The organism is Caballeronia sp. EK, assembly GCF_014384845.1.
Lineage (GTDB): Bacteria > Pseudomonadota > Gammaproteobacteria > Burkholderiales > Burkholderiaceae > Caballeronia > Caballeronia jiangsuensis.
In genome coordinates this window covers 1-25,291 of the sequence record NZ_JACSUE010000018.1, presented here as the reverse complement: position 1 = coordinate 25,291, position 25,291 = coordinate 1, and the positions used below count along the sequence as shown (strand labels likewise).

General features: G+C 59.0%; 20 protein-coding genes and 3 pseudogenes. 15 read left to right on the top strand and 8 right to left on the bottom strand.

Going from position 1 to position 25,291, the window contains the following annotated elements:
• The first annotated feature begins 347 nt into the window (after positions 1-347).
• The 7 genes and pseudogenes from IAG25_RS34670 to IAG25_RS34645 all read left to right on the top strand — a co-directional run bounded on the left by IAG25_RS34670 (position 348) and on the right by IAG25_RS34645 (position 7,881).
• Positions 348-1,019: a hypothetical protein gene (locus IAG25_RS34670; protein WP_187608895.1), complete on the top strand. Its 672-nt coding sequence runs from the start codon at positions 348-350 to the stop codon at positions 1,017-1,019.
• Positions 1,012-1,758 carry a phage integrase family protein gene (locus IAG25_RS41705; protein ID WP_255504157.1) on the top strand — a complete coding sequence of 249 codons (747 nt, stop codon included), beginning with the start codon at positions 1,012-1,014 and terminating at the stop codon, positions 1,756-1,758. The genes IAG25_RS34670 and IAG25_RS41705 overlap by 8 nt, the downstream gene beginning before the upstream one ends.
• Positions 1,733-3,028, top strand: coding sequence for a tyrosine-type recombinase/integrase (locus IAG25_RS42165; RefSeq protein WP_309243996.1), 1,296 nt, complete (start codon positions 1,733-1,735; stop codon positions 3,026-3,028). The genes IAG25_RS41705 and IAG25_RS42165 overlap by 26 nt, the downstream gene beginning before the upstream one ends.
• 243 nt (positions 3,029-3,271) lie before the next feature.
• Positions 3,272-3,777: pseudogene (locus tag IAG25_RS34660) on the top strand (restriction endonuclease); the annotation flags it as partial.
• Positions 3,778-4,620: 843 nt separating this feature from the next.
• A complete protein-coding gene (locus IAG25_RS34655; protein ID WP_187608894.1) occupies positions 4,621-5,244 on the top strand; it encodes an AAA family ATPase in 624 nt (207 codons plus the stop codon).
• A complete protein-coding gene (locus IAG25_RS34650) occupies positions 5,241-6,245 on the top strand; it encodes a hypothetical protein (protein ID WP_187608893.1) in 1,005 nt (334 codons plus the stop codon). Before IAG25_RS34655 ends, IAG25_RS34650 begins: the two co-directional genes overlap by 4 nt.
• A 10-nt stretch (positions 6,246-6,255) precedes the next feature.
• Positions 6,256-7,881 (top strand): DUF262 domain-containing protein, encoded by a 1,626-nt coding sequence (locus tag IAG25_RS34645; RefSeq protein ID WP_187608892.1) that lies wholly within the window; start codon positions 6,256-6,258, stop codon positions 7,879-7,881.
• Between the two features lie 513 nt (positions 7,882-8,394).
• On the opposite strand, the gene IAG25_RS34640 is transcribed toward IAG25_RS34645, so the two are convergent.
• Complete coding sequence (locus IAG25_RS34640; RefSeq protein ID WP_187608891.1) at positions 8,395-9,840, bottom strand: hypothetical protein; 1,446 nt, start codon at positions 9,838-9,840, stop codon at positions 8,395-8,397.
• Positions 9,841-10,418: 578 nt separating this feature from the next.
• Here IAG25_RS34640 and IAG25_RS34635 point away from each other — a divergent pair.
• Positions 10,419-11,803, top strand: a pseudogene (locus IAG25_RS34635) (IS701 family transposase).
• A 239-nt stretch (positions 11,804-12,042) separates the two neighbouring features.
• Here the strand turns inward: IAG25_RS34635 and IAG25_RS34630 are convergent.
• The 7 genes and pseudogenes from IAG25_RS34630 to IAG25_RS34600 all read right to left on the bottom strand — a co-directional run.
• Positions 12,043-12,399, bottom strand: a pseudogene (locus tag IAG25_RS34630) (transposase); the annotation flags it as partial.
• An 83-nt stretch (positions 12,400-12,482) separates the two neighbouring features.
• Positions 12,483-15,122 (bottom strand): glycosyltransferase family 2 protein, encoded by a 2,640-nt coding sequence (locus IAG25_RS34625; protein ID WP_187608890.1) that lies wholly within the window; start codon positions 15,120-15,122, stop codon positions 12,483-12,485.
• Positions 15,119-16,570 carry a UDP-glucose dehydrogenase family protein gene (locus tag IAG25_RS34620; RefSeq protein ID WP_222946781.1) on the bottom strand — a complete coding sequence of 484 codons (1,452 nt, stop codon included), beginning with the start codon at positions 16,568-16,570 and terminating at the stop codon, positions 15,119-15,121. Before IAG25_RS34620 ends, IAG25_RS34625 begins: the two co-directional genes overlap by 4 nt.
• A 73-nt stretch (positions 16,571-16,643) precedes the next feature.
• Positions 16,644-17,630 (bottom strand): UDP-glucose 4-epimerase GalE, encoded by a 987-nt coding sequence (gene galE, locus IAG25_RS34615; RefSeq protein ID WP_187608888.1) that lies wholly within the window; start codon positions 17,628-17,630, stop codon positions 16,644-16,646.
• Entirely contained in the window at positions 17,627-18,625 is a 999-nt protein-coding gene (locus IAG25_RS34610) for a UDP-glucuronic acid decarboxylase family protein (RefSeq protein ID WP_222946780.1), read from the bottom strand. The genes galE and IAG25_RS34610 overlap by 4 nt, the downstream gene beginning before the upstream one ends.
• A gap of 888 nt (positions 18,626-19,513) precedes the next feature.
• Complete coding sequence (locus tag IAG25_RS34605) at positions 19,514-19,888, bottom strand: flagellar protein FliT (protein ID WP_187608887.1); 375 nt, start codon at positions 19,886-19,888, stop codon at positions 19,514-19,516.
• Positions 19,889-19,892: 4 nt separating this feature from the next.
• The gene (locus IAG25_RS34600) at positions 19,893-20,330 is read right to left on the bottom strand and encodes a hypothetical protein (protein WP_187608886.1); all 438 of its coding nucleotides are present in this window, start codon (positions 20,328-20,330) and stop codon (positions 19,893-19,895) included.
• Positions 20,331-21,532: 1,202 nt separating this feature from the next.
• Here IAG25_RS34600 and tnpA (IAG25_RS34595) point away from each other — a divergent pair.
• The 7 genes from tnpA (IAG25_RS34595) (at position 21,533) to tnpB (IAG25_RS34565) (ending at position 24,620) form a co-directional block, all read left to right on the top strand.
• Positions 21,533-21,934, top strand: coding sequence for an IS66 family insertion sequence element accessory protein TnpA (gene tnpA / locus IAG25_RS34595; RefSeq protein WP_187608885.1), 402 nt, complete (start codon positions 21,533-21,535; stop codon positions 21,932-21,934).
• Positions 21,928-22,272: an IS66 family insertion sequence element accessory protein TnpB gene (gene tnpB / locus IAG25_RS34590; protein ID WP_187608884.1), complete on the top strand. Its 345-nt coding sequence runs from the start codon at positions 21,928-21,930 to the stop codon at positions 22,270-22,272. Before tnpA (IAG25_RS34595) ends, tnpB (IAG25_RS34590) begins: the two co-directional genes overlap by 7 nt.
• A gap of 65 nt (positions 22,273-22,337) precedes the next feature.
• Positions 22,338-22,901: an IS66 family transposase gene (locus tag IAG25_RS34585; protein WP_255504167.1), complete on the top strand. Its 564-nt coding sequence runs from the start codon at positions 22,338-22,340 to the stop codon at positions 22,899-22,901.
• Between the two features lie 48 nt (positions 22,902-22,949).
• The gene (locus IAG25_RS34580) at positions 22,950-23,453 is read left to right on the top strand and encodes a transposase (protein WP_187608883.1); all 504 of its coding nucleotides are present in this window, start codon (positions 22,950-22,952) and stop codon (positions 23,451-23,453) included.
• On the top strand, positions 23,450-23,971 hold the full coding sequence (locus tag IAG25_RS34575; RefSeq protein ID WP_187608882.1) for a helix-turn-helix domain-containing protein: 522 nt from the start codon (positions 23,450-23,452) through the stop codon (positions 23,969-23,971). Before IAG25_RS34580 ends, IAG25_RS34575 begins: the two co-directional genes overlap by 4 nt.
• 47 nt (positions 23,972-24,018) lie before the next feature.
• A complete protein-coding gene (tnpA, locus tag IAG25_RS34570; protein ID WP_187608881.1) occupies positions 24,019-24,456 on the top strand; it encodes an IS66-like element accessory protein TnpA in 438 nt (145 codons plus the stop codon).
• Positions 24,453-24,620, top strand: a complete 168-nt coding sequence (gene tnpB, locus IAG25_RS34565; RefSeq protein WP_187608880.1) for an IS66 family insertion sequence element accessory protein TnpB — start codon at positions 24,453-24,455, stop codon at positions 24,618-24,620. Before tnpA (IAG25_RS34570) ends, tnpB (IAG25_RS34565) begins: the two co-directional genes overlap by 4 nt.
• Positions 24,621-25,291 lie beyond the last annotated feature (671 nt).

The window sequence follows — 25,291 nt, the reverse complement described above, 5'->3', positions numbered from 1 at the left end:
GACATTCGGGTATCGACATCTGGCGATCAAATGTCTGATCGACGATTATCTGCACCTGCGGCCGCTACTCATAACCGCCAAGCGGAAGCGATTGAGGAACACCGGCAACACTGATGCGGCGTCTTCTTGAGCTGCTGGGCGACGAAGATAGACCCCGCCGGCGAGGACAGATACGCCCGCGGCCGACGTCGCAATGAAAGCTTGCTCGATGACCTTATCGAGAGACCTCGTCCGTGCGCGTGACGGTCTCTTTAAACTGCTTAGGATGCCCAATAACGGCTATTATCGGGATAGCGTTTCAGGGGTAAACTCGCCATTGTTCCAAAACGCGTGAGAGGGGAGGGCCCGTGGCGCAAGGCTTTGCGGCAAATGACGAGAAAAACGGCGATCGGGCGCGGCGCGGTTCGCCCGATGCCGATCATCGTCACGACCACGATCCGAATCACGACGATTCGCACCGCTGGCCGACCGAGGCGCCGAACGCCGAGGTCGCGCGGGTCGTGCTCAAAGTCGACGAGGCGATCACCTTGAAACGCACCGCCGCGGCCGCCTGGCTCACGGCGCACCACCACGCGGCGCCGTCCCTGCCGATCAAGCCGACCCGCATGGAACTCGCGGTCATCATTGCGCTCGCGGAGACCTTCGGCGCTGCTCTATATAAGGACGCGCGTTTCGTACCGGTGCTCGACTGCATTGCGGATGTTGGCGCGGTCGCGCTGGTGCAGCGCGTGATGTACGGCGGGCGGATCGAGAACGACGATAGCGCCTCCGGCATTGCCCACGAGAACACGCGACTGGCCGACGTGTTGCGCGACGCGCGCGTGGCCTTCGAGTTTCTGTGCGCGACGTGGCCCGAGGTGTTTCTCGCGCAGACGCATGCCGTGCTCGCCGGGATGGGCGTGCGCGTGCGCCCACCGGATGCCGACCCGACGCCGCCATCGGCGAGCGAGAGCGACGCGGACGACGACCAGGGTGACGATGACGAGCCCGATGAAGGCGAGGAGGGCGAACATGGCTGAGCGTCGCGCCTCCTCCGGAAAAGCCACGGCCTCCGGCCAAGCCTCCACCGGCGTCGCCGACGTTGCATTCCCGCGCGGCTTCACGACCAAGGACTTCACGGCGCTACGGGCCTATGTGCAGCGCATCGCCCCGGCGATCATCGCGCGCACCTATTACGACCCGGATGAGGATCCGCATGCGGCGACGCCGGGCGCGATGGAACGCTACCTCAACGCGATGCTCGACACCTTGGTGCAACTGGCGCTCGCGCACGGCTCGACCGCGCTCGCGGAGCACCTGCGCGCGTCGATCAAGCAGCACGGACAACCCAAGCTCACCGCGGTCACGTTCCGCATGGTCACCGAGGCCGCGCAGCTCGCCGCGGCGGCGCCGCACGCCGATCACGCGATCGGCGCCTGGCTGCGGCCGCGCGTCGCGCGCCGGCTGAAAGGGGAGGGCATCGCGACGCTCGGGGACCTGGTCGCGTTCTGCAACCGACGGGGACCGAGCTGGTGGCGCTCGATTCCGCGCATCGGGCGCGGGCGCGCGCGCGATCGTCAGTTGGCTGCGCAAGCAGCAGGCAGCCCTGCAGTTGGGGTCGACCTCGACGTCGACTCCGTTGAGAGAGATGGGGTGCCGCTGGTCGCGGACGAGCTCGTCGAGGTGGTGCCGGATTTTGCGAGCGAACGTGGCGAGGGCAGATTGACGCTCGCCCCCCCTCGAGCGACTCGCAGTGCCGCACGCGCTCTCCGGCGCTGACGGTGAAAACCGTTCGACGGCGTTCTGCTACATCCAGGCGAATCACGATCTTGATGCGGTGCGTGCCTATCTCAACCGCTTTCGTGATCAGCCGAAGACGCTGCGCGCGTACACCAAGGAACTCGAGCGTTTTTTGCTGTGGGCGGTGGCGCTACGCGGCAAGGCGCTGAGCAATCTGAAGGTCGACGACTGCGAGGTGTACAAGGACTTCCTGAAGGATCCCGATCCGCGCTTCGTCGGCGAGCGCTTCGCGCGGCACTCGCCGAGATGGCGACCGTTTGCCTTCTCCAACTCCACTGCGGCCGTCGATGGGAAGTCATCATTGTCCGCGACGCTTTCGCCCGAATCGCAGCGCTATACCGTGCGGGTACTGCGCACAGCCTTCGCCTGGTGGGTCGATGTGCGCTATCTGGCTGGCAACCCGTGGAAGGCGGTCCATGATCCGGTCGTGGTCAAGCGCGAGCGTCCGATGAAAATCGAACGCGCCTTGCCGGCCAATCTGTGGCGCAAGCTGCGTGACGAGCTCGATGTGCGCTCAGCAGAAGAGAGCGGGGCGACGGCCGGTGCGCATTGGCGCGAGTTCCAAGCCGGCGTGCAGTGGCGCGCCGTGCGCGCAGCGATCCTGCTGATGGGCGACTCGGGCCTGCGGCGTGAAGAAGACGCCAGCGCCCGGCGCGAGGCTCTGCGCCCTTCATCCTTTGGGACCACCGAGCGACCGGTCTGGGAGTTGACCATCGTCGGCAAGGGCCAGCGCGAACGCACGGTGCCGGTGAGCGCCGCGACGCTGAACGCGCTGCGCGCGCATTGGCGCGATGGGGCTCAAGATTTTGACGGCGCGGCCGAAGAAGACAAGCAGAGCGGACCGTTGCTGAGCCCGGTGGTCATTCCGTGGACCGACGCGTCACGCCGGCAACATCGAATGGGGCAGGGCGCGACAGGCGGGAAGGGGCAACCTGTGAATGAGGCGGCCTACACCGCGGATGGACTGAACCGGCTGATTAGTCGAATGGTCACCGAACTGGTTGAGACGATGTATGGGTTGAGCCTGGATGAACGCGTGCGGCTCGGGCAGTCGAATGCGCATGCGTTCCGCCACACCTTCGGCACCCAATCGGTCGCCAACGAGGTGCCGGTGGATGTCGTGCAGAAGGTGCTCGGTCATGCATCGCTGCAAATGACGACCATCTATGTCCAAGCCGAAAAGCAGCGGGTGGTCGAAGAGGTGGCTCGCTACTATGCCGGTGTTGAGGCGCGCCGGACGGCATCCTAAAAGTTCGCCGTCAGATACCTTATGGCTTGCTGATGCATCTCGCGGCAGAAGTCGCCATTTCATGACGATTCACCTCGTGCCATACGTCAACGCGACAGCGGTGGTCCTTTTCTTCGCAAAAGCTCCGGTCGACCGTTTGAGACCACAAGACAGAAAAACTGGGGCGACTGATGGAAAATTTCTTGAAGCCTTTTGTAGCCCTCGGTCTGTTGGCGTCGCGCTCGGCTTCTACAAGCGTAATCTCAGCAATTCATTGAGCTGGCCGGCGAGCTCATCAATCGATGCAAGCGGCTGGCCTTGGTGGATGGCATCAAATATGAGCGCCTCGGCGATGAGTACTTTTATGTTCAGGAGCTGTTCGAACCGGAGGAACTAACTGGTTACCTGAATAACATGCTGATACCCCTAAATCGATCTACGAGCACGTCGTGTACGACTCGAAGACCGAACGCGATTTCGCAACGGCGCTCGAACACAATGAAGCGATCAAGCTCTACGCGAAATTGCCCGGATGGTTCAAGGTTCCGACTCCGCTCGGTAGTTACAACCCGGACTGGGCCGTGCTGATCGAGGAGGATGGAGAGGAACGACTGTACTTCGTCGTCGACACAAAAAGGAGCCTCTTTACTGACGATCTGCGCGACAGGGAAAGCGCCAAGATCGAATGCGGAAAAGCGCACTTCCGGGCGTTGGCTGGCGGACCTGCGCCAGTGCAATATGTCGTGGCGCGATCAGTTGACGACATGATGGCCAAGGCGACAGCAAGGCTCCAACACCGAACATTGATTCTGAGCTCACACGAACTCACACACGGCCCGACGCCGAGTGACCCTCGGATTAGGGATCCCGCTGGAACGCCATGCTTGTTGCTCGAGTTGGTCACCCAGCGGTAGCATCCGGCACGTCGGGATGTCAACGTCGAGGTGTTAGCTTAGAATAGATCGTATGCGTGTTCCGCGCTATTCGCATCTTCGAGCCTCGTTGCTTTTGGCTTCCCGACTCTTCGAGTACGACCAACATGAGATTAGACTCCTTCTCCGTAGAAAGCTATCGAGCGTTCGCTACCAGACAAGACATTGAACTCCGTCCTCTGACTCTTTTTTTGGCTGGAACAGTGGTGGAAAGAGTGCGCTCATAAGGTTTCTTCCGCTGCTTGCAGAATCTCTGAGAGTCGGGGGTCCGCCTGTCTGGTTAAGCGGGGATGTTGGTCGTGGCGCCGGTTGGCCGGAACTAATTTGCAGAGCGACGAAACGGACGTCGTTGCGGTTCGGACTTGCGTGGGGAGGCGACCACTCAACCAGTGCTGAATGGCAAGTGTCAGGAGACGTGGCGGGAAGCTGGCAAGAGGTAAGTGAACTGATCGTTGAGCGATCTGGGACCGGAAAGCAGACCTACGACGGCACACTTTATCCGGAGAGCCATCTTGGCGGCATCTCGCCCCTACCATCGACGCTCAAATAGAAAATGACGCCGGGGCGCTTGATGAACTGCGACGACTGCTGTCGAGCTTTGAGTCGGAAGTCCAATGGATCAGCGGCATCCGGTCGCGGCCTCCTCGCCTGGCAACATATGGCGGCGGGACGACGCGCACATTGCGTCCAGACGGCGGGGATGCGATCGCCCATCTCATTGCCGCGCAAAATCGCAGCACAACGGACCCAGTTCTCCAAGCCACGCGCGAGTTTTTCAACGCACTGGGAGAACAACTGGTTATTGAAAACTCCAGTGACGGAGTCTGGCGCGCTATGCTGCATCCGATGGAGTTTCCAACGGTACCGGTGAATGTATGCGATACAGGGGAAGGCTACACTCAGGTTCTCCCTGTTTTGGTGGCGCTTGCTCGCGCACGCCAAGACGGCCCACGATTGCTGTGCCTTGAGCAGCCTGAATTGCATCTCCACACACGAGCTCAAGCAAGTCTTGCCCAATCTTTAGTCCAGACTGCAACGAGTAGCACGGAGCCAAAGATTCTTGTCGAAACGCATTCAGAGGTGCTCCCAACAAGCGTGCAACTTGCAATCGTAAAAGGTGAGATACCGGCCGAATCCGTGCGCGTGTATTGGGTCGAGTCACGACTTGACGGAAAAAGCGAGGCCGTACCTGTGGACTTCGATTCGCAGGGACGACCAACGGGAACTGCACTGATGAGCGCCTTCGAAGAAGCGTTTAACTTAGGGCAAGAATTAATCTCGAAACAGCTTTCGACGGCCAGATGAATATCCTTATAAGCGGAACTCTTGTCGCGAAAATCTCCACGACTAAGCACGCACGCAAGCTCCACACACTTCTTGGTTTCGCGTGCGAGGGCAGGCATGCGGTTATTATTCCTCCCCTCGTTGGCGCGGAGCAGTGGCTCGACAAAGTAGACGAGCAAACTCGGGTCGAATATGCACACGCACTCGGTATTGCAGCGCGCCAAGCGGCGCAAAGGCCGGCTGATTTCGCTTCGATTCATATAATCGACGTCGATGTTGCCGAGCAATGGTCGTCCCCGCAAGCGCTGCTCCATCTAGACAATGCTCTGGACGTATTGAACCAGCCTCTCGGGATAATGGTTGAGAACGGTAAGAACGACTGGGCTTTCATTACTCGAATAATGCGCAAGTCGGAGCGCGAGATTATTGAGAAGGCATACGAAAAAGGATGGGTAGATCCGCTTCATGGGGGTGGATTAACTATGAGCACCTTGTTGAATGAACGGCTTATCTCGAACGCCCGCGCATTACGCACCTTCGCAATTTTCGATAGCGATCGAAGACATCCTGCCGAACTTGAAGAAAACTGGACACCGAAGCAGCCGGAAAAGTGCCAAGGCTATGATTTCGAACAGACGGCAAGAGCTCAGTTGCAAGGCCGTTACTGGATGCTTCGGCGACGCTTTATCGAATCCTACCTGCCTCCAGGAGTTTTGAGAGCATCGGTAGGCGCAAACTTGAAGGAAGAGACGATCTCCGCATTTCTGCAGCTCGAATGCTCCGCACGTTGGTACTTCAACATGAAGGAAGGATTCTTGGGCGATCAACCTTCTGAAAACGCGCACCGAGCTCGAGGTCTTTTCGCAGGCGTGTCGGCTGCGAACCGTGCACATCTTGAACGCGGCTTCGGAAAAGCTATCGCTAAGCAATACTCCGATGCGCCTCTGTCGCTGTTCGACTGGGACGCTGAAGCGCGAGCAGAAGCTTCGCTCGCCGTACCTCGGCTACTCTCTCTAATCTAGGATTTCCGCCATGGCTGAAACATTAACCTCCCTCGCCTCGGAAAATCTGAATCCAAGCTTGCGGAGCTTGCTCGAGGACGTTCAGCATGGCCACATCCGAGTTCCCCGTTTCCAACGTCCATTCATCTGGACCGACGACCAGCGATTGGAACTGCTTGAGTCAGTTCGCGACAACATGCCCATTGGGAGTTTGCTCGTATGGCGTACCGCGAAGTTCGAGCTAGCCTCTTTCGATAAGGTAGGCTCACATAGGATCCCACTCGCAGACGCCGCTATGTCGATCGGCCGGCAGTACTTGCTTGACGGACACCAGCGCGTATCAACCTTGCTTGGCCTCTTGCTGCCAGCTTCTCAGTCAAAGACAGTCGACCGCGAAGACGATATAGACTGGGACATTCGGTACGACTTAATTAGCGAAACTTTCGTTTTTGCACGAAAAGCGACGCAACGCAAAGGACGGCCCCTACTTCCTCTTTGGACGCTATTCGATGGGCGCCAGGTGAATAAGTACTTGAGGGAACTTCGAGTAGCTGCCATCGCAGATGGATGGTCCGAATCCGACATAACTAATTGGGAAGAGCGCGCGGATCAACTCTCCTATCGATTTCAGCAGTTCCGCGTGCCGATCGTGATCATGGTGACGGAAGATCTTGCTTTGGCAGCTAGAACTTTCCAGCGGGTTAATAGCTTGGGTACACCGATGAGTGAAGCGCACTTGGTCGCAGCGTTAACGTGGCGTCCGGATTTCGATCTCCGAGAACGGCTGGAAGAGATCAACGCGCAATTCCCGGAGACGTGGCACTCGATCAACGACGATATTTTTCTACAAGTTTGCAGAGGGCTCTCTGGCCTCGATATGACTAAGGCAGGAGAGACTGAACTTGTTCGGAGATTAGCTGATGATCCGACTCTCCTGAAGCGTGCCGGCGCCAATATTGGCGAAGTGATTAATTGGTTGATCACCTCTGCAGGGTGCGTGCGACAAGAGCTGCTACCGTACTCGTTCCAGCTTGTCTTGCTCGCGGTGGAATTCGAAAACTTGCAGCGCCAACCAGATTGGTCACGCCGCGCGTTGTCTTGGTTCTGGAGAACAAGTTGGTCGGAGTCTTTCGCTGCTGCGACTGGCAGATCGGTCCGTGCGGAACAGCAGGCTTTAAGGAACGAGAGCGGCTCGAGTGACGCACTATGGAATCGAAGGCCGCTTCCCGAGCGTTTTGACTTCCGTTCGGCTCGCGCGCGCCTGTTCATTTTGCGTTTAGCGACTCGAAAGGACTCCCTACAAATGACGGGAAATCCTGTAGATGCAAAACAACTTCTCCTGAACCATGGGCGTGAGGCCTTTCCACGACTTTTTTCGATCCCGTCCGACGCAGATCATGAAACCCGTCGACTTATCCAAGGCATCGGTAACCGATTTCTGATTGAACCAGCTCGAGCGAATGAAACGAGAGATTGTTTGATCAGTGGGAGCAACTTGTTAGACGTAGCCTTGAAGTCTCAGTTCGTTACGAAGGATGCAATCGACAAGCTGCGTGGCGGCGATCTTAGCGGCTTCCTTTCGGAGCGTGCTCTTGAGATGGACCGTTGGGACGAGGGCGATCACGCCGATGTGAAATCGGCCGCATGGTTTGAATAAGGCAAGGCAAGGCCCGTCGGGCGCTAGTGTGGCAGGCTGACTATCAACGCGCTTGTCTTGGTCGCTTGACATAACACCGTCCCCGCTTGCCGGTCGCATCACGCATCACTGGGCTGTTTCTTCGCAACATCAAGAACATAACGCTTGGATCGGGGTGTTATCCACACAAGCTGTGGACAAGTGGCATTCTGCAGACAATCCGAATTAGCGAGTTGCAAACTTCCGAGGTCGGCCATGACCAGTCATCCGCTCGATCTGTTCGTCCGAGATTCGTAGGTCGCATGTCACCTAATAACCGGACGGACGAGCGCACCCGCGAATAAATCCGAGGGCCGGGCTTCATCGCTTTGTTCAGTGTACGCGCTCAAGGGGATCCGAAAGGGAAGCGGTTCCTCTTCTCTCAATGCCCTGCGATGATCGAACGCATTGACGAAGCGATGCGGCAAGCGGGATTCGTCGCAGTTGAGATCCGGGACTTTTTGGACTCTTCGTACTAGAGCCTCACCTCGTCGATCACTGGGACGCTGTCGTCGAGTTTGTCGGTGCGCTGGCTGCCCGCGCTTCGCGTAACTGTTCGAGCGCCTTGGCGAGTGCAGTCTGCGCATTAGCGATCGAGGTTGGAGCGCCGATACGGGCGGACTCAAGCGCAGCCTGAGCGTTGACGACGGCGGTCTCGGCTGTAGCGAGCGTGGCTGCCTGCTGGATCTGTGCCGCCTTGACAGACGCATCTCCATTGATTCGGGCAACGGATGCTGTATCGTAGTTCACACGCATCTGAAGTACCTGTGTCGGGATCGTCATGATGTCGTTTGCGACGCGTACGGGAATGCCTGCGATCGCTGCGAGCTCGCTTGGACGCTGCATCGTGTGGTCCGTCAACATGCCGTTGGTGAAGCCGTAAGTCAGCGTAGTGGTTGTGAATGGGCCAGCTTTTGATGACGCGACGTATTGCGTGCTGGTGTCGGGGACAATTACATGCCACGCCTGCGCGGGTGGTGAGGACGCCAGCGAGCATGCATTTACCGCCTGGGCGTTTGCCTTCGCCGCTTTCCGGGCATCTCCCTTCTTATCCTGCGGGGCCGCGTCGTCCTCGTGCTGTCGATCGGCCTCTTCCACGTCCGCCGCCCGCTTTTCGACGGAGATGACCACCGGCATGGCTGTGCGATACACGAGGCCATTCAACTGTGGTGGTTGTTGTGTTGCCTCCTGCGGCCCAGCGGGGGTGGCTGTTACCGAGATATCAAAGCTTGCGCCCTGTGCGTCAAGCTTCTCTTTGATTTGGGTGAGAGCTTTTTTGTCGAGTGGATTGAAGATCCATGCGTAGCTGAAGTCGCTGCAGGCAGGCGTGACCGCGTTTGTGGGCTTCCGGGCGCGAAGTGTGTAAAGATCCGCGCCGATAGTGATGGCGGTATCCGCAAGCGTGACGATGATGTTCGGCGTCTGGTCGACCGATGTCACGGTCGATGTGTTCAGCAAACCCTTCACGATCGACAGTTTCAGGCTGTCGTCGCGCGTGATATCGTGCGAAAGCCTTCCTACGTAGCGTGCACTAGGATCCGCGACGACGTCGAGCACTGCGAGCGACACGGTCTCGTTCACGTCATCGAGTTTGAGGGAACCTGCCGTCTGCTTCGCTTGGTCGAGCGTCGCCTGGTCCTGTTTTTGTTTGGCTTGCGCGGACGCCGTCTTGTCTGCGTCTTTGGCGGTCTGGGCCGCAGTGACGGCTGACTTGTCGTTGTCGACGGCCGTCTGCGCGTCGTCGACCGCTTTCTTTGCCTTGGTGATATCAGCGGCGGTCACCTTCTTGCGAGCTGCCTGTAGATAGACTTGCCCCATTGGCAGCGAGTACACGAAGCCATCGGCATTCTCGCCGGGGGAGGGGTTGGAGACAACCAGATCCGTGCAGCCGGCGAGCAGGGCGAGCGACATCGCGCAGCCGCCGATGACATTCTTGTTCATTCTTCTCTCTCTTCTGGTTCGAACTACCCGTCGGATTAAGCGAAGAGACTCTCAAGATTTCGTAACTTATTGTCTTGCCCGCGAAGGACGCGACTATTGTCTTTTTGACCTGGGTGTGGGATCTGTGCGCAAGCACACGGAGCGCAGGATGCCTTCCCGACGTTTGAAAACCTGGGGGCCTGCCGTATCCGGTGGCCGCTCATGGGTTCGACGCTCGCAGGGATCAGGAATGGCGAGTATCGCCCGCCAACGACAAATGCCGATGGGTCGCACATCAAATTTCGTCGTGCCAGCCGTAGTGCTAATCGCGAGACTGAATACCGAATTGTGTCTCGAAGACTCAACAGTTCGCAACTCAAATCAAATTCGAGCGGGGCGAAAACTGAGTCAGAGAATGGCGTCGCAAGAACTCCCGAAGCCGTCATTGATGTTCCGGCAGTTAGACCAGCTGATATGAGTCGACCGCTGCCGGAGGGGGCCGCTTTATGCTCGACCACGCCCGCCCGTCCATCTAGTCTTACTGTGTCATAGAACGCATGGCATTATGGAAGCTTCTTCATCCTTTGCATGAGGAAGTGATGGACTGGGAGACGTCGTTCGACGAGTATCTGGAACATCTATGTGAGGCAGTCGAGCATAGCGATCGCCACTCCGGGTTGATTGGCTATTGCCAAGGCTTGATGCTGCCGATCCGGCGCAAGAGCGTGGAGCCGCTGGCAGCACATCTGGAACCTCAGCGCGTGAGTGCGCGGCACCAATCACTTCATCACTTCGTGTCGAAGTCGGAATGGTCTGACGCCGCGTTACTCGAACAAGTGCGTCGCTGGGTGCTGCCACAAAGGGCCTTTACTGGATCATTGACGACACGGGCTTCCCGAAGAAGGGGAAGCATTCGGTTGGGGTGGCGCGGCAATATTGTGGGCAACTGGGCAAACAGGATAACTGCCAGGTGGCCGTGAGCCTGTCGGTGGCCACCGAAGAGGCAAGCCTGCCGGTGGCTTATCAGCTTTATCTGCCACAGGAATGGGCCGACGATCCGCTACGGCGGGCGCAGGCTGGCGTGCCCGATGAGATCGGGTTTGCGACCAAGCCGCAGATCGCACTCGCGCAGTTGCGCGAGGCCCGGCAAAGCGGTGCACCGGACGGTGTCGTACTGGCCGATGCAGGATACGGAAACGACACTGCGTTTCGCGATGCCCTCAGCGAAATCGGCTTGCAATATGCGGTGGGTATCCAATCGAGCACCCGTGTATGGGCGCCAGGCACTGCGCCGCTGCCTGCCGAGCCATCCAGCGGCAAGCCTGGCCGACCGAGAAGTCTGCAGCGCCGTGTACCGGGGCATGAACCGGCATCGGTCAAGGAGTTGGCCGTCGGGCTTGACGCTTCCCGCTATCGTACGGTTTCGTGGCGTGAAGGCACGCGCGCTACGCTCAGTTCGCGATTCGCAGCGGTGCGGGTGCGCGCCTCACACCGCGATTACTGGCGGCCCACGCCGCGCGACGAGGAATGGCTGCTGGTTGAATGGCCCGATGGCGAGCCCGAGCCAATCAAATACTGGCTCTCGACGTTGGCCGCAGGCACGCCTGTGGACCGCCTCGTTCAGGTTGCAAAAATGCGTTGGCGCATCGAGCGTGATTACCAGGACCTGAAGCAGGAATTTGGCCTCGGGCACTTTGAGCGGCGCGGCTGGCGCGGGTTTCATCACCATGCATCGCTATGCATTACCGCTTACGGCTTCCTCGTTGCTCAGCGCCTCATTCAGGGAGGTAGTAAAAAAAACGCTGCGATCCGCGACACATCTGGCTTACCCTTGGACTACGTGCCACGCGGCTCCCCAGCGCGCAGCGCCACGTGGCTGACTCGATCGCCACGCTGCGCTGGTGCATCGCTGCGCACGTCGCTAAGCGGCTCCAGCGATGCCCCATTCTGCAGTTCTGCCTCGACATATTTAATGACACAGTAAGGCTAGCAATGTCACTCGCACTCCCGCGTCGTGCCGCACAACCGATATAAAGAGACTGCGGTTTAACCACTTATTCACAAAACTCTGAAGCTTACGCCGCGAATCGGCCTGCTGTCTGCGTAACCAACCCGCGGATCTCAGCCTGATTCACCGTCGGCCTTACTGCTACGTCGCCCTCAAGAAATTCCATTGAAATGAAAACCAAAAGAACCCCTCGTTTCACTTGAAACGGAAAGTCATACCGACTTACGACACAGCCACGGCAGCGCCGCGCTCATACGGGGCGATTTCCTCGTGTACGCCGGGACGATCGATGAATCGAACTTCACCCCTGATCCTGATTGATCGCGTACCTTTGGCACCTGCACGGAGATCGGCGCAGCCGTCGTCAGTACTTCGCGCTCGGGCAAGTAGCCGTTGCGCACCACCGCGCGTTGCCCGTGCAGTGTCTTCACCTTCGTGAACCGTTCAAGCAGCTGCCAGCTCCGCTTCATCGCTTGCTGAATCACTTGCCGTGCTCCTTGACGAATCAGGTCGTCCAGCCCGAGGCCGGCTCCCAATAGACCAATGACCGCCTTTTTTTTATCCTCGCTCATGGTGGATGGTTTGTTGTTTGCTGGTTTCCGACTTCGACAATCAGATTCTCAGCTGCAACCACTTCCGCCTTCATTTTCCCGCCTCAACTCCGCAGGTACACCATTTCCGACTTTAGCTCTTTCAGCAGCTCGGGATCGAGCTGCCAATCAGGCGTTCGCATGAACGGCCACACGCCCGGCGAGTCCGGCGCGTTGAAGTAGACTACGGCCGTTAGTAGGTGCATGCTCGGAATCTCTTCGCGCAACGCCTTCAATGCGTCACGCTGGTTTTCCGCGGTGCCTTCGACACCGAGCTCAGCAATTATCACCGGGAGGCCATAATGCCGAACGCGCGCGTACTTTTCTCGTAGAATCTGGTTCGCCGATTCCGCGCCTTCTTTCGATCCAATCTCGCACTCCTGGCAGGCGAACACCGACAGCCCGATTTCGTCGGCATAGCCCCGTCCCGGAAAATAAGCGGTAAGAGGTCGGTCGCCGCGCGGGGACCATATGAAGCTCAGTAACCGTGAAGTCCCGCGGCATCGGTCGACGAAATGACGATAGGCGCTAATGTAGCCGGACGGATCGTTCGCGGCCCACGGATAGCGTCCCGTCGAGCTTTCCATCTCCTGCGCCCAACGCACCTTGACTGGCGCATCAAGTGACCGGAGCGCACGGCACACGCTGTCTATCTCATTGTCGTAAGCGCCTGACCTCACGTCCTTCAGCAGCTCCTCGGGGGCACGTCCTGCCGCCGTCCAAGGCTCGACTGTGACCATCAGTTTGCGGTTGCGCATGCCCGCGTAATCCTGCGCCTTCTGGATTGCGGTAGACGCCGCGGTGTCCGCCCAAGATACGAAGATATGCTCATAGTAGAGACCATCGGTGAGCGCGTACGCGTGATCAGGATCGTACGCGCCAATCTTCGGTGGCTCTGAGGCGACGGCGTGGGTCACCTCGGGGCCGCGCCACATCAGCGCGTCCATCCCCTGGCCGAGCCGCAGATAGCCACCCCCAAGCAGTACGACGGCGGCGGCGAACATGAGCGCGCGATTCCTGGCCGGTCCGTCGCGTAACAGCAACGAGAACATGGACTTGCGTACGCCGTTCTCTCGCGCATGCGCTACGACAATGGTGACCGCGATGGCGAGGTACACTACGGCATTGAAGATTGAGATCACGAAGAAACCGCGAGCACTGCTTGGATCGTTGACGAGCAGGACCGGCAGGCCGCACATAAGCGAGAGCCATAGGTACGGCGCGATGACGCGCGTCGGCGCGTGCGGGTCTGCGACAGCTGTTTTTGGTGTAACACGAAATGTCGATTCTCGTCCGCGCACGCAGTCGAAGATAGCCGATACAACGCCGAGCAGCGACCAAGGCCAGCGCGCAAATAAGAAAGCGAGTCCCTCCCACGACACAACGGTCGCGCTGTGCGGCCGCAGGAAGCCCTTGGCCTTCAACCATACCATCAACAACAGGATACTTGCTGTCACCGGAGCCGCATGCAGTAGGTACTCCGAATAGGAGACGTTGGCCCAAACGCGACCTGTGAGTAGGGCGATGATGGGCATCGCGACACTGCCCGCCATCGCAAGAGAGAAGAGCGGATACCAAAGTTGCGCAAATAGGAATTGCCCCTTCAGCCGCCATGGTAGGCGCCTAAAAGAGGAGGAGGCGTGACGGAATAGGATGACCGTGAGGCTCCTCGCCCACTGGTACTCTTGTGTCGCCATGTCCGCAAACGTGCGAGGTCCTTCGCCGCTTGCGAGCGCGTCGAGCGCGTGAACGCCACGCCATCCGTGGGCGTTCATCATGAGCGTGGTGGAGTGATCTTCCGCGAGCTCCGGCCCGAGTCCGCCTATACCATGCAACGCACTTGTGCGCACAGCATAGTGCGAGCCGATGCAAAGCGGCGCGAGCCCGCCATTGTGTCCCGCTTGCAATGGGCCATGCAACGCTGCTTCCATGTACAGTCGACCACGCGCGGCCCAGCTTTCGTTGGCGTTTCTGTCGCAGATGCTCGGCGCGGACACATAACCTACCTTCGGATCGGCGAATGGGCGAAGCATCTCTTCGAGATAGCCCGACTGCGGTACGTGATCGGCGTCGAGTTGAGCAACAAAATCGTAACTGGCGTAGCCGAAATGATCGTAGAAGTAGGCGAGGTTGCCCTCTTTGCATCGCGCGCGTCGTGGCCACGATGGTCTATGGTAGTCCGACACGCCCTTGCGCGTCGAGATCCGCACGCCGTGACGTGCGCACCATTCAATCGTGTCCTCGGACGGGTCTTCATCAGCGAGCCAAGTGTCGTGCGGATAGGCCTGCGCAAGCATCGCGAGAAGCGTCGTCCTTACGATGGAGAAGGGCTCGGACGACTCCTTCGTAACGACCATCGCGACACGCTGGCCGGCGAGTATCGGGCGCGAGCGGTTCGGCGCGCGCGCGCGCGCGAACACTAACACGAAGTAGCCGGGAATGACGGTGGTCCAAAAGAGGAGGGTGCAGTTCACCGCGTAACGGAATGCATCGACATTGTGCTCCGGCCGCTGCCACCAAGACCAGAACCCGACCAGACCTACCGCCCAGAGCGTTGCCAGAACGCTGAAGCAGACGCGCTGCTTCCCGGATAACAACGGAACGAGGAATGGCGTCGAACAATTCAGATCGTCGGTCGCGGCCTTTTGTTGCGTGTCACGACCGGCTGCCTCCCGTTCATCGGGACGAACGGACGGTAGGCTCATACAGCCTCGCTCGCGTCGACGGCGAGACTCGCTGCCACTTCCTGGCATGTTTTACTCACTACCGCGTTGTGCAAGCGCGCGGGTAGACGATCTTCACGACCTTCGGGCGACGGCGTGCTGCGCTCCGCTGTAGCCTTGCGCCCAATGCGAACGTACTGGCGGAAACCGCTCTTGCGAACGGTGTATTCATCAAATAAGTTGCGTAAGTCGATCATCACCGGATCGGCCATATAGGCGGCCATTTCGCTGAGATCATATTCCTTGAACTGCTCCCAGTCGGTCAGTATGATGAGCGCATCCGCACCGTGCACGGTGCCGACCAGGCCCTCCGCCGAGCGCACAGTTGGCAATATGCGTGCCGCGTCGGCCGGACCGGAGGGATCGTATGCACGAACCTTTGCGCCGCGTTCCTCGAGCATCTGAATGAGACTGACGCTGGGGCTTTCGCGCATGTCGTCCGTCTGACCCTTGAAGGTCAGGCCGAACACGGCGAGCCGCTTGCCCGCGACTGAGCCGCCGCACGCCGCCTGGATCTTGTCGAACATGACCGTCTTGCGGTTCGAATTCGCTTCGATCGCCGCCTCGACGATGCGCATCGGCAGGTTGTGCTTGGAGGCCGTCGCCTTCAGCGCGCGCGTGTCCTTCGGGAAGCACGAGCCGCCCCAGCCGGGACCGGCCTTCAGGAATGCCGCGCCGATACGCCGGTCCAGACCGATGCCCGCCGCGACGCGGTCGACATCGGCGCCGACGACCTCGCACAGATCCGCGATCTCGTTGATGTAGCTGATCTTCACCGCGAGGAACGCGTTGGCTGCATACTTGATGACTTCGGCCGTTTCGATTTCGGTGGCGAGCACCTCACAGCCGTTCTGCGCGAGCGGCGCATAGATGCGGCGCATGATATCGGCCGCGGCTTCGCTGTCGGTGCCGAATACGACGCGATCCGGATGCATGAAATCCTGGATCGCTGAACCTTCACGCAGGAACTCGGGGTTGGACGCCACCGCGAACGATTGTCCCAGCGCAAGGCAACGCTCGGCCACGCGCTGCACCTCGCGGTTCGTGCCGACGGGAACCGTCGACTTCGTCACGAGCACCGTGAATTTGTCGATGTTCGGTGCGACCTGCTCCGCGACCGCCATCACATAACTCAGATCCGCGCGGTCCGTGCCCGGATGAGAGGGCGTGCCGACCGCGATGAACACCGCTTCCCGTCCCTTCACGCTCTCCGCGAGGTCGAGGCTGAAGCGCAAGGTCCCTCGCTTGGCGTTGCGGCTGACGAGCTCGTCGAGGCCCGGTTCGTAGATCGGAATACGGCCATTGTTCAATGCATCGATCTTGGACGGATCGTTGTCGATGCAGATCACTTCATGTCCCAGTTCGGCCAGGCAGGCGCCACTCACCAGACCGACATAGCCGGTCCCAACGATTGCAATACGCACGCTCATTTCGTTGCCCCCCGATTCGATTCGTTTGATAAGTTCTTTCTGGTCTTGTTCCGCCCGTTGCGTGCCGCGCCGTTCAGGCGTCGACCGGGCTAGCTGTTTCGATGAACCACTTTGCGGCCGTTTCGACCATCGAGCCGATGTCGGTGTAGCGCGGCTGCCATCCGAGCACGCGCTTCGCCTTGTCCGCCTGGGCGTAAAGCGCGGGCGGGTCGCCCGCCCGGCGCGGCGAGTGCAGCGCGTTCACGGGCTTGCCGGTGGCGGCGTACACGGCGTCGAGCAGTTCGAGCACGGATGTTCCGCGGCCCGTCGCGAGGTTGAACGCGCCGCTATCGCCGCCTTGCAGCAGATGAGCCATCGCGCGCAGATGCGCGTCCGCGAGATCGTCGACATGCACATAGTCGCGCACGGCCGAGCCATCGGGCGTCGGATAGTCCGTGCCCATCACCTTGAAGATGGGACCGGTGCCGAGCGCGGCGTCGATCGCGAGCGGAATCGCATGCGTTTCCGGATCGTGACGCTCGCCGAGCTCTCCCTCGGGATCGGCGCCCGCCGCGTTGAAGTAACGGAGTGCGATCCAGCGCAGACCGTAGGCGCGCTCGTAGTCGGCCGCCATGCGCTCGGTGATGAGTTTCGTGAAACCATACGGGTTCACCGGGTGTTGCGGCGTTTGCTCGCTGATGGGCAACACGTCAGGAATGCCGTAAGTCGCGCAGCTCGACGACAGTACGATGCGCGAAACCTCATGGCGGCGCATCGCTTCGAGGAGCGACTGCGTTCCGCCAACATTCACGCGGTAGTAGCTTGCCGGGTCTTGCATCGACACGCCCACGTACGCCAGCGCGGCGAAGTGGATCACGACGTCGGGACGATGCGTCTCGAGTGCCGTGTCGAGCGCATCGGCATCGAGGAGATCGCCGACGCACAGCGGACCCCACTTTACCGCGTCCGCGTGGCCGGTCGAGAGGTTGTCGAAAACGATGGGCGTATGGCCCGCGCGCGCCAGCGTCTTGCAAGTTTGGCTGCCAATGTACCCAGCCCCGCCTGTAACGAGCGCTTTCATGATCGGCATTCCTCTGTCACCGGCGGGAGCCGGAGCTCCGCATTAAAGTAAGCTATGGTCGAACCGAGTCCCTCACGCAGCGAAATCTGCGGATTCCAGCCGAGCTCCGATTGCGCGAGACTGATATCAGGACGGCGCCGCTTCGGATCGTCAACGGGAAGAGGTTTATATAGGAGCGTTGATGACGTCCTCGTCATGCCAATCACGAGCTCTGCGAGATCGCTCATTGTGAATTCGCTGGGGTTGCCGAGATTGACTGGGCCTTGCTGCGCTACGGGCGCACGCATGATGCGGAAAAATCCCTCGACGAGGTCGTCGACGAAACAGAAGGAACGCGTTTGCGAGCCGTCGCCATAGATTTCGAGCGGATCGCCGCGCAGCGCCTGCACGATGAAGTTTGACACGACGCGTCCGTCCTGCGGGTCCATGCGCGGTCCATAGGTGTTAAAGATCCGCGCGACGCGTACATCGGTACCGTAGGCGCGGCGATAGTCGTAGCACAGCGTTTCCGCGGCGCGCTTGCCTTCGTCATAGCATGCGCGAGGACCGATGGGGTTCACCTTGCCGCGATACGACTCGATCTGCGGATGCACTTCGGGATCACCATACACTTCGCTGGTCGATGCCTGGAAGACGCGGGCGCCGGTGTCGTAGGCGAGATCGAGGCAGTTCTTCATGCCGATGACGTTGGTGAGCATTGTATGGACCGGATCGATCTGGTAGGTCGCGGGCGATGCCGGGCAGGCGAAATTCCAGATCTCCGTCACGTCGATCTGCGGCAACGATACCGAGATGTCCGCTTTAGCAAGGGTAAAAAGAGGCGACGCGAGAAGATGCGCAACGTTAGAGCGGCGTCCCGTCACGAAGTTGTCGACGCACACGACATGCATCCCGTCCCTTACAAGTCGATCGCATACAGCACTCCCCAGGAAACCTGCACCACCGGTTACCATGGCAATCGGAGTATCGCTCGGCCCGCGTTCGAATTTGGTCATTCTGGTCTCTCAGGTTTTCTACTCCGACCAAGGGTATGGCGTAGTCAAATAATGGAGTTCGATATGCAACATCAACGGACCACCCCCAAAGGGTGGCCACTCGCGCCGTCTGTACGGGTCGGCCAATTAAGCAGGTAGGCCGGCCACTGATTTCATGAGCGATTTGCCGCTCGCGCTCCTCACTCTTCGAAAAGGTGCCCAAACGACTCACGCCTCGCAGGTGTTTCGACCTACGTATGCAGCATTTTTTAGGGGGCTACGCCATTGGCGTTCCACGTCAACGGCGCGCTATTCCATATTGGGGGGTAATACGGGAGCGCGATGACGAGTACGATGAGAGCGCTCAGGCTTTCAACAAACCGCTTCTCGAGACTACCGCGGTGCGTTACGACTCCCGCATAGAGAACCAATGTGAGCCGTTTCACAACACCATTGCAACAGCGGCGAGGCCTGCGGTGATCCGACTAACTGATCGGTTCTCAAACAGCAAACAGAACTCGATGCGCATGCCGTCACTCGCTGCTCACGCTGCGCAAGAGCGTCAACATGTTCGCGGGCGACAATTCAGCACCTAATTTAACGATATTCACATCAAATCACCCGACACCCGCATTGCGATAGCGCTCTTGCTTGAAGCAGCGTTTGCCACAGGAGGAGTCCTCACGGCCAGTCCGGCCTCGCCCGCCCCACGATAGATTGTCGGGTTGCGATCAATTGACTCGCGACTCTCATATCCGAAAACCGCTCGAATAGGCTGAATTATTTATCGTATTCGGAATTTTCGGGATCCGGTCACGACCTGAGGTGACGGGGGCGTTCATAAGACCCGACTCTGTTGCAGCGGCGCAAAGATAAGCGCTGCCGACAGAACTTCAACCGCAAAACGGGTTACAACTGTATGAACGTATTGTCCTCAGCGATGCCATAGAAAATGGAACCTCTCGATGGTTTCGACGCTCCGCACGGCGCCGGCCCATTCGTCGTGAGGAGCGAGGCAAGGTCCGCAAGGCTCGGAAAAGTCAGATCGCGAATCTCGGCGTCGTTGGCCAGGATTTGCATCACAACTGCCAGCTTGCGCGCCCTAGCGCCTCCGTCGAGTGACAAGTCTGGGTCGACCGTCTTCAACTGCGCGATCAGCTCCCTGAAAGTCCCGTCCAGCGCATCCAGTTCGTTCCATTCGCCGCTGCGAGCGGCCGCCAACATCTGACATGAAACGGCCGCGACGGTATCATAGAAAGTGATGTATTCCTCGCTTGTTTTCATACTCTTAAGCTCTCCAGTCAGGTCTTTCCTTAAATGGCCAATGCAAATCTAGGTGAGACGGCTGCTTACGTTTAATTGGAACGGCCAACCTTGCAAATGCCAACAACCGCATCGCGTCCGGCCGAAGCTCAATGTTTCTCGCTAGCGCGCCGAGTTGCTCGACGCTACTCCGTAGTCGATCAACAATCTCTGACCGTCGCTCTACGAGGAGCGTTTCAATGCAGCCCGCGAGGGCGTTCAGTAACAGACCTTGACCGACGATGCTGAAGTGTTCACCAACACCCAAAAGGTATTCGAAATCCATTCGCAACTGCGGCTTTGGTAATCCCTTTATCCACTTTCCGAGCTTGACGGATATTGCCCGCCCGTCTTTGGTACGTCGCCCGCCTGCATTCAGTGTGCGGGCGAGCGTCGGCGCTTGCATCTCAAGCGGCAGCGACATTAGCTGCTCAACCATGCTTCCAAAGGTTTCACTCTATCGAGTACATCGAGACGATCGATAGCATAGAGCTGGTCAAAAGCTGACGGCCGGCCATCGCGGTGCAACCTTGCAAGTTGGCTGGCAAGCATCACGAGACGCCGCTGACGGAATCCGCGCGAGGAGAGTGTGAATATCTCTGAAGACAACGTCGAATGTGCATCGATTTTTGACCATACTAACCGACTCTACTGCGCTTTTAACTTTCCCCCAGGCAGCCATAGAAGGTCGAAAACTCCCAATCAACACAGCGCATCGTATCAACCCTGAATGCGGCGCACCCCTGAGGATCTTATCTTTCAACTCGACAGGCAGAGACGACCACGAGAGAGCAGCGGAGCTGAGTGCGAGTTAACGAGTTGATCGCGAATAGACGCGGTTCACGGAATTAGCGTGGATCTCTGCGCCAAAGGACTCGCGGAAAGACTCGAAGCCCCCTCCTACGGGGAAATTCTGATCGGCAATTGAACTTCGATATGGAAGCGGCATTTTCATCGCACTCAACAACCCCAAGATCCTTCCGACGACACTCACCGGGATTGGGCCACTGCCCCGACTTAGGTGAGGTCCGTCGTATAGGACTACCGCCATTTGTGAGATAGAGTGGCGCTTGCTTTCCCTCTCGACAGCCTTTACGAGTGCATAGACTCCGAATGTCAACATGAAGTCAGGTCGACGAACCCACCGACGATACCATAATTGTCCCCAACAAAGGCGACGCCCCTATCTGACAAATTACTAGGAGTAAAGCAGTGCGACAATGAGGTTAGTGACGTAGGCATTCAGGCATTCTTCGGATACTCATTCCAAGTGATCCGGTCGACAGCGTGATCAGGAAGATTCTGCGTAATCTACCTTTCGAGTTTCCGCGACGCTTTCTTAAAGTGCGTATTTCTTTGCAATTTTGAAAAACAAATGTGCGAAGCCTTCCTGATTATCGGCGTCGCATGAAGATTCGGCGGATTTTAACCTTTCCTATCCGAAGTATCTTACTGAAAAGTTAGTGACAAGGTCGCAGGAAAAACCGAGGCAGGCCACGAATGGGCTTGCCCCGACTTGCTGGGCTGCGTATTCTACGGAAGAAGAGTATCCGTCTGCGCATCCCGTCTTGAGGCGAAGTTACCGCCATGCGAAGGTGTTTCCATCGTAAGAACCGGAGCTACGCGATGGAGAGCGCAACAGGTGTCGAGGCCGCTACTCGCCGGCCCAGGCAAGGCGAGGCGTTTTTGCTAGAAATGGTTGTGGCGTGGCGAGCGAGCGGAATGGGTGCACGACACTTCTTGTTCGAGCAAGGACTGGTCAGTACTTTTGGTCTGTGGCGCAAGAAGCTCGCGGAAGCGTCCATGGCGCCAGCGTGTTCGCTCGCGATGACCCCGGACGCTGCGTTTGTCGTCGCACATTCGGACGCAACTCCGCTCGCGACGCCGCCTTCGTCGAGCGTGGATAGTTCGTCCGCTCGTGATCGCGTGATCGTGACGCGCGCTGGAGTTCGCATTGAACTGGTTGGGGTCCACGCCGAGCGCATTGTGCGCTTCGTGCTCGGACAGCTTGGCGGTGCACGGTGCTGATCGCCACTGATCTTCGAGCCTGCATCTGCCGCGAGGCGGTCGACATGCGCAAATCGATCGACGCGCTGTTGCATCTGGTTGAACCGCTGCTTGAGCAGAAGCCGGCCTCGGGCAACCTGTTCGTGTTTGTCGGCCGGGACCGCACGAAGGTGAAGTGCTTATATTGGGATCGCACCGGGTTCGCGCTCTGGTACAAGCGACTTGAACACGTCGCCCTCGGCGCTGGCAAAACGCGGTTTCACGCTCGAAGAGCTCAATGCATGGTTGGGAGGTATAGAGATTCCGGCGCGCGAGCCTCACCGCGCCGTCGCGGTGACGCGCGTCACTTAAGCGCTTGAATCGCTCTCAGATTCAGCGTTCACGAAGCTTCTAAACGTCGCGCAAGTTGGGCATCTTGATTGACATGTTGTCCGCCGCCATCACCGTTGGGGATCTGCCAATCAAGCTCGAGGCGCTGCAAGCCTTTGCACTCGAACAGAACCGGCTCGCGTGTGTGTTGTGGAAGCAACTGGAGAGCCTGCAGCGCCCGATCGCGCAGCTCAATCGTGCACGCTTCGGCGCGAGTTCCGAGCGCCTGGCGGCTCAGGCCGAGCTGTTCGACGCCGCCATGGATATGCCTGTTCCTCCGGAGCCGGCGAAGGTCGCCGTCACGGGGCACACCCGCAGGGGACGCCCCGCATTGCCAAAGGACCTGCCACGCACGCGCATCGAATATGGCCTGAGCGACGAACAGAAGGCCGCGTTCGACGCGCTTGAGCGCATCGGCGAAGAGCGCAGCGAGACGCGACATTACGAGCCGTCAAGACTCACGGTCATCGAACACATCCGCTTCAAGTATGCAGCGAAGAAGGATGGCGAGTCGACCATCGTCACGGCGAGCGCTGAGCCCTCGCCGCCGCCCAAAAATAATGCGAGCGCGAGTCTGCTCGCAAACATCCTGGTCAACACCTACCCCCCGGCGTCATAGTAGTTGTCGCCTCTGAACTTTCTTATCAAGAAGAATCAGAGGTACAAGTTGAAGGCGAAAGAAACGTATTCTGTTGAGTTCAAAGAGCAGGCACTGTTGAAGGTCCTGCAGCGCGGTGACCGAACAGTTGGAGCGGTGGCCGACGAATTGAATGTGAACGTACGGACATTGAGGAAATGGATGAGAGGGGCCGCCGCCGCCGCGAACCGGAGCTCGAGCTCCGGACACGCTAGACGTCCGGAAGACTGGTTGCTGGAAGAACGGCTGAAGGCCTTGCAGGAGAGCCACGGGTTGGTCGACGAAGCGTTGAACGCCTGGTGTCGCGAGCGCGGCCTGTTCGCGCATCATCTCGCGCAGTGGCGAGCGGATTTTTGCAGCGTCGGCGGAACTGGGATCCGGCGCGAGAGCGCCCAGGAAGTGCGGGATCTGAAGCAGGCCAATCTCGAGTTGCAGCGCGAACTCAAACGCAAAGAGAAAGTGCTGGCTGAAGCTGCGGCGCTGTTGGTGCTGCAAAAAAAGCACCGTGCGCTGTTCGGGGACGAGGCTGAATGACGGTCCCTGAAGAGCGCAAGGCATTGATCGGCCTGATCAGCGAGGCGACCCTGGCCGGGACTCGCCAGGCGCGTGCTTGCAACATTCTGGGGCTCAGTACCCGAACGGTTCAGCGCTGGCAGCGCGGCGAACCTGATGCGGTGGACGAGCGCTCGTTACGGCACCATGAGTCGCGTCACAAGCTCTCTGCCGCCGAACGCGCCGAGCTTCTGGCGATCGCGAACTCGCCCGAATTGGGTCATCTGCCGCCAAGCCAGATCGTGCCTCGACTGGCAGATCAGCAACGCTATATCGCCTCGGAATTGTCGTTCTACCGGGTCCTGAAGCCCGGGAAGCAACTCGCCGATCGGCGCAGCGAACGGCCGGCACAGGCACGCAGCAAACCCCGTTCAGTTTGCGCCGATGCACCGAGCCAGTTGTATAGCTGGGACATCACGTACCTGCCGACCACGGTTCGTGGGCAGTATTTCAAGCAAAGTCCTCAGGGATCTCTGGCCGCGCGAAGCGATACAGCGTAAGCGGCTCGTCTCGACCGTTGTAGGGGGTGACCTCAGTACGCAGCAAAATGATGTCCATCATTTTCGATTTGATGGACACTACTTTGTCAGAGTCCTCAGAGAAAAAGCCGGGTAGTCGAGCGGGCCGGCCGAATTACCCAAGGGAGCTTCGGGACCGGGTCGCGGCAGCGGCGTGTGAACCGGGCGTCTCGGTTGCGAGAATCGCCCGTGAGAATGGCATCAACGCGAACATGCTGTACACCTGGCGGCGCCGATATCTTACCGAGCGGCACGCTAAGCCTGTCGGCCTTCTGCCAGTCGTACTGCTGAGTGACCCACCGACGCAGACCCTGGCTGCGCCGTCAAGCGCTTTACAAGCATTAGATGCAAACCCGGCGCCACCTGCGGGCACGATTGAAATCCGAATCGGCCGTGTGGTGGTCAAGGTAGATGGTCTGGTCGACGCGGACATGCTGCGTACCGTGTTGGGCAGTCTGCGATCATGATCTCGCTCCCGGCTGGCACGCGTATTTGGATTGCTGCAGGCGTGACCGACATGCGCTGTGGGTTTCAGGGGCTAGCGTCAAAGGTGCAAACGGCGCTTGAAGAGAATCCATTGGACGGCAACGTCTACATCTTCCGAGGCCGCCGAGGGAGTCTCGTGACATAGTGCATCCTTTAGTTAAAAGCCCGGCAGCTTGAGTGACTTATCTGCTTCCTGTCGGGCTTTGAAGTGAGGCGGTCGCCTGTCCTTGATAGCTCGTACACCTGCCCTGACGGCGTCGGAATCGAGCGCAGCAACAGGGACCTGCCAAGGCGCGGAGGGCATGAGTTGAGTCGCAGGCAGTATGCCCTCCCGTATCAGGCGGTGAATCGAACTCCCGTAAATTCCCAGTCGTCGTGAGGCCTCTTCCACGCTGATCGTCTCCGCATGCGACGCGGTTGGATCGAATGGCGCAATGCCCAGCCGTTCACGCATTTCGGTAACACGAACCGTGGTCCAGGTCTGCCGTCTGGCGATTTGCATCGCATGCGGTTCATGGTCACCGCAAGCTCCCTGTCCGGCCACTGCCCACCAAGCTTACCCATAACCTCAACAGCACTGAAGTGTTGGCCAGATGGATATCGACCGACATTCACGCGTGCGACGCGCAGCTCCGTGTGCCGACCACCGGTCCAGTGAACCGTGGCGACTGCTTCATTCGTGTTGTCGTCTAGTCTTACTGTGTCATAAAACACATGGCATTATAGGAGCTTCTTCATCCTTTGCATGAGGAAGTGATGGACTGGGAGACGTCGTTCGACGAGTATTTGGAACATCTATGTGAGGCAGTCAGACAT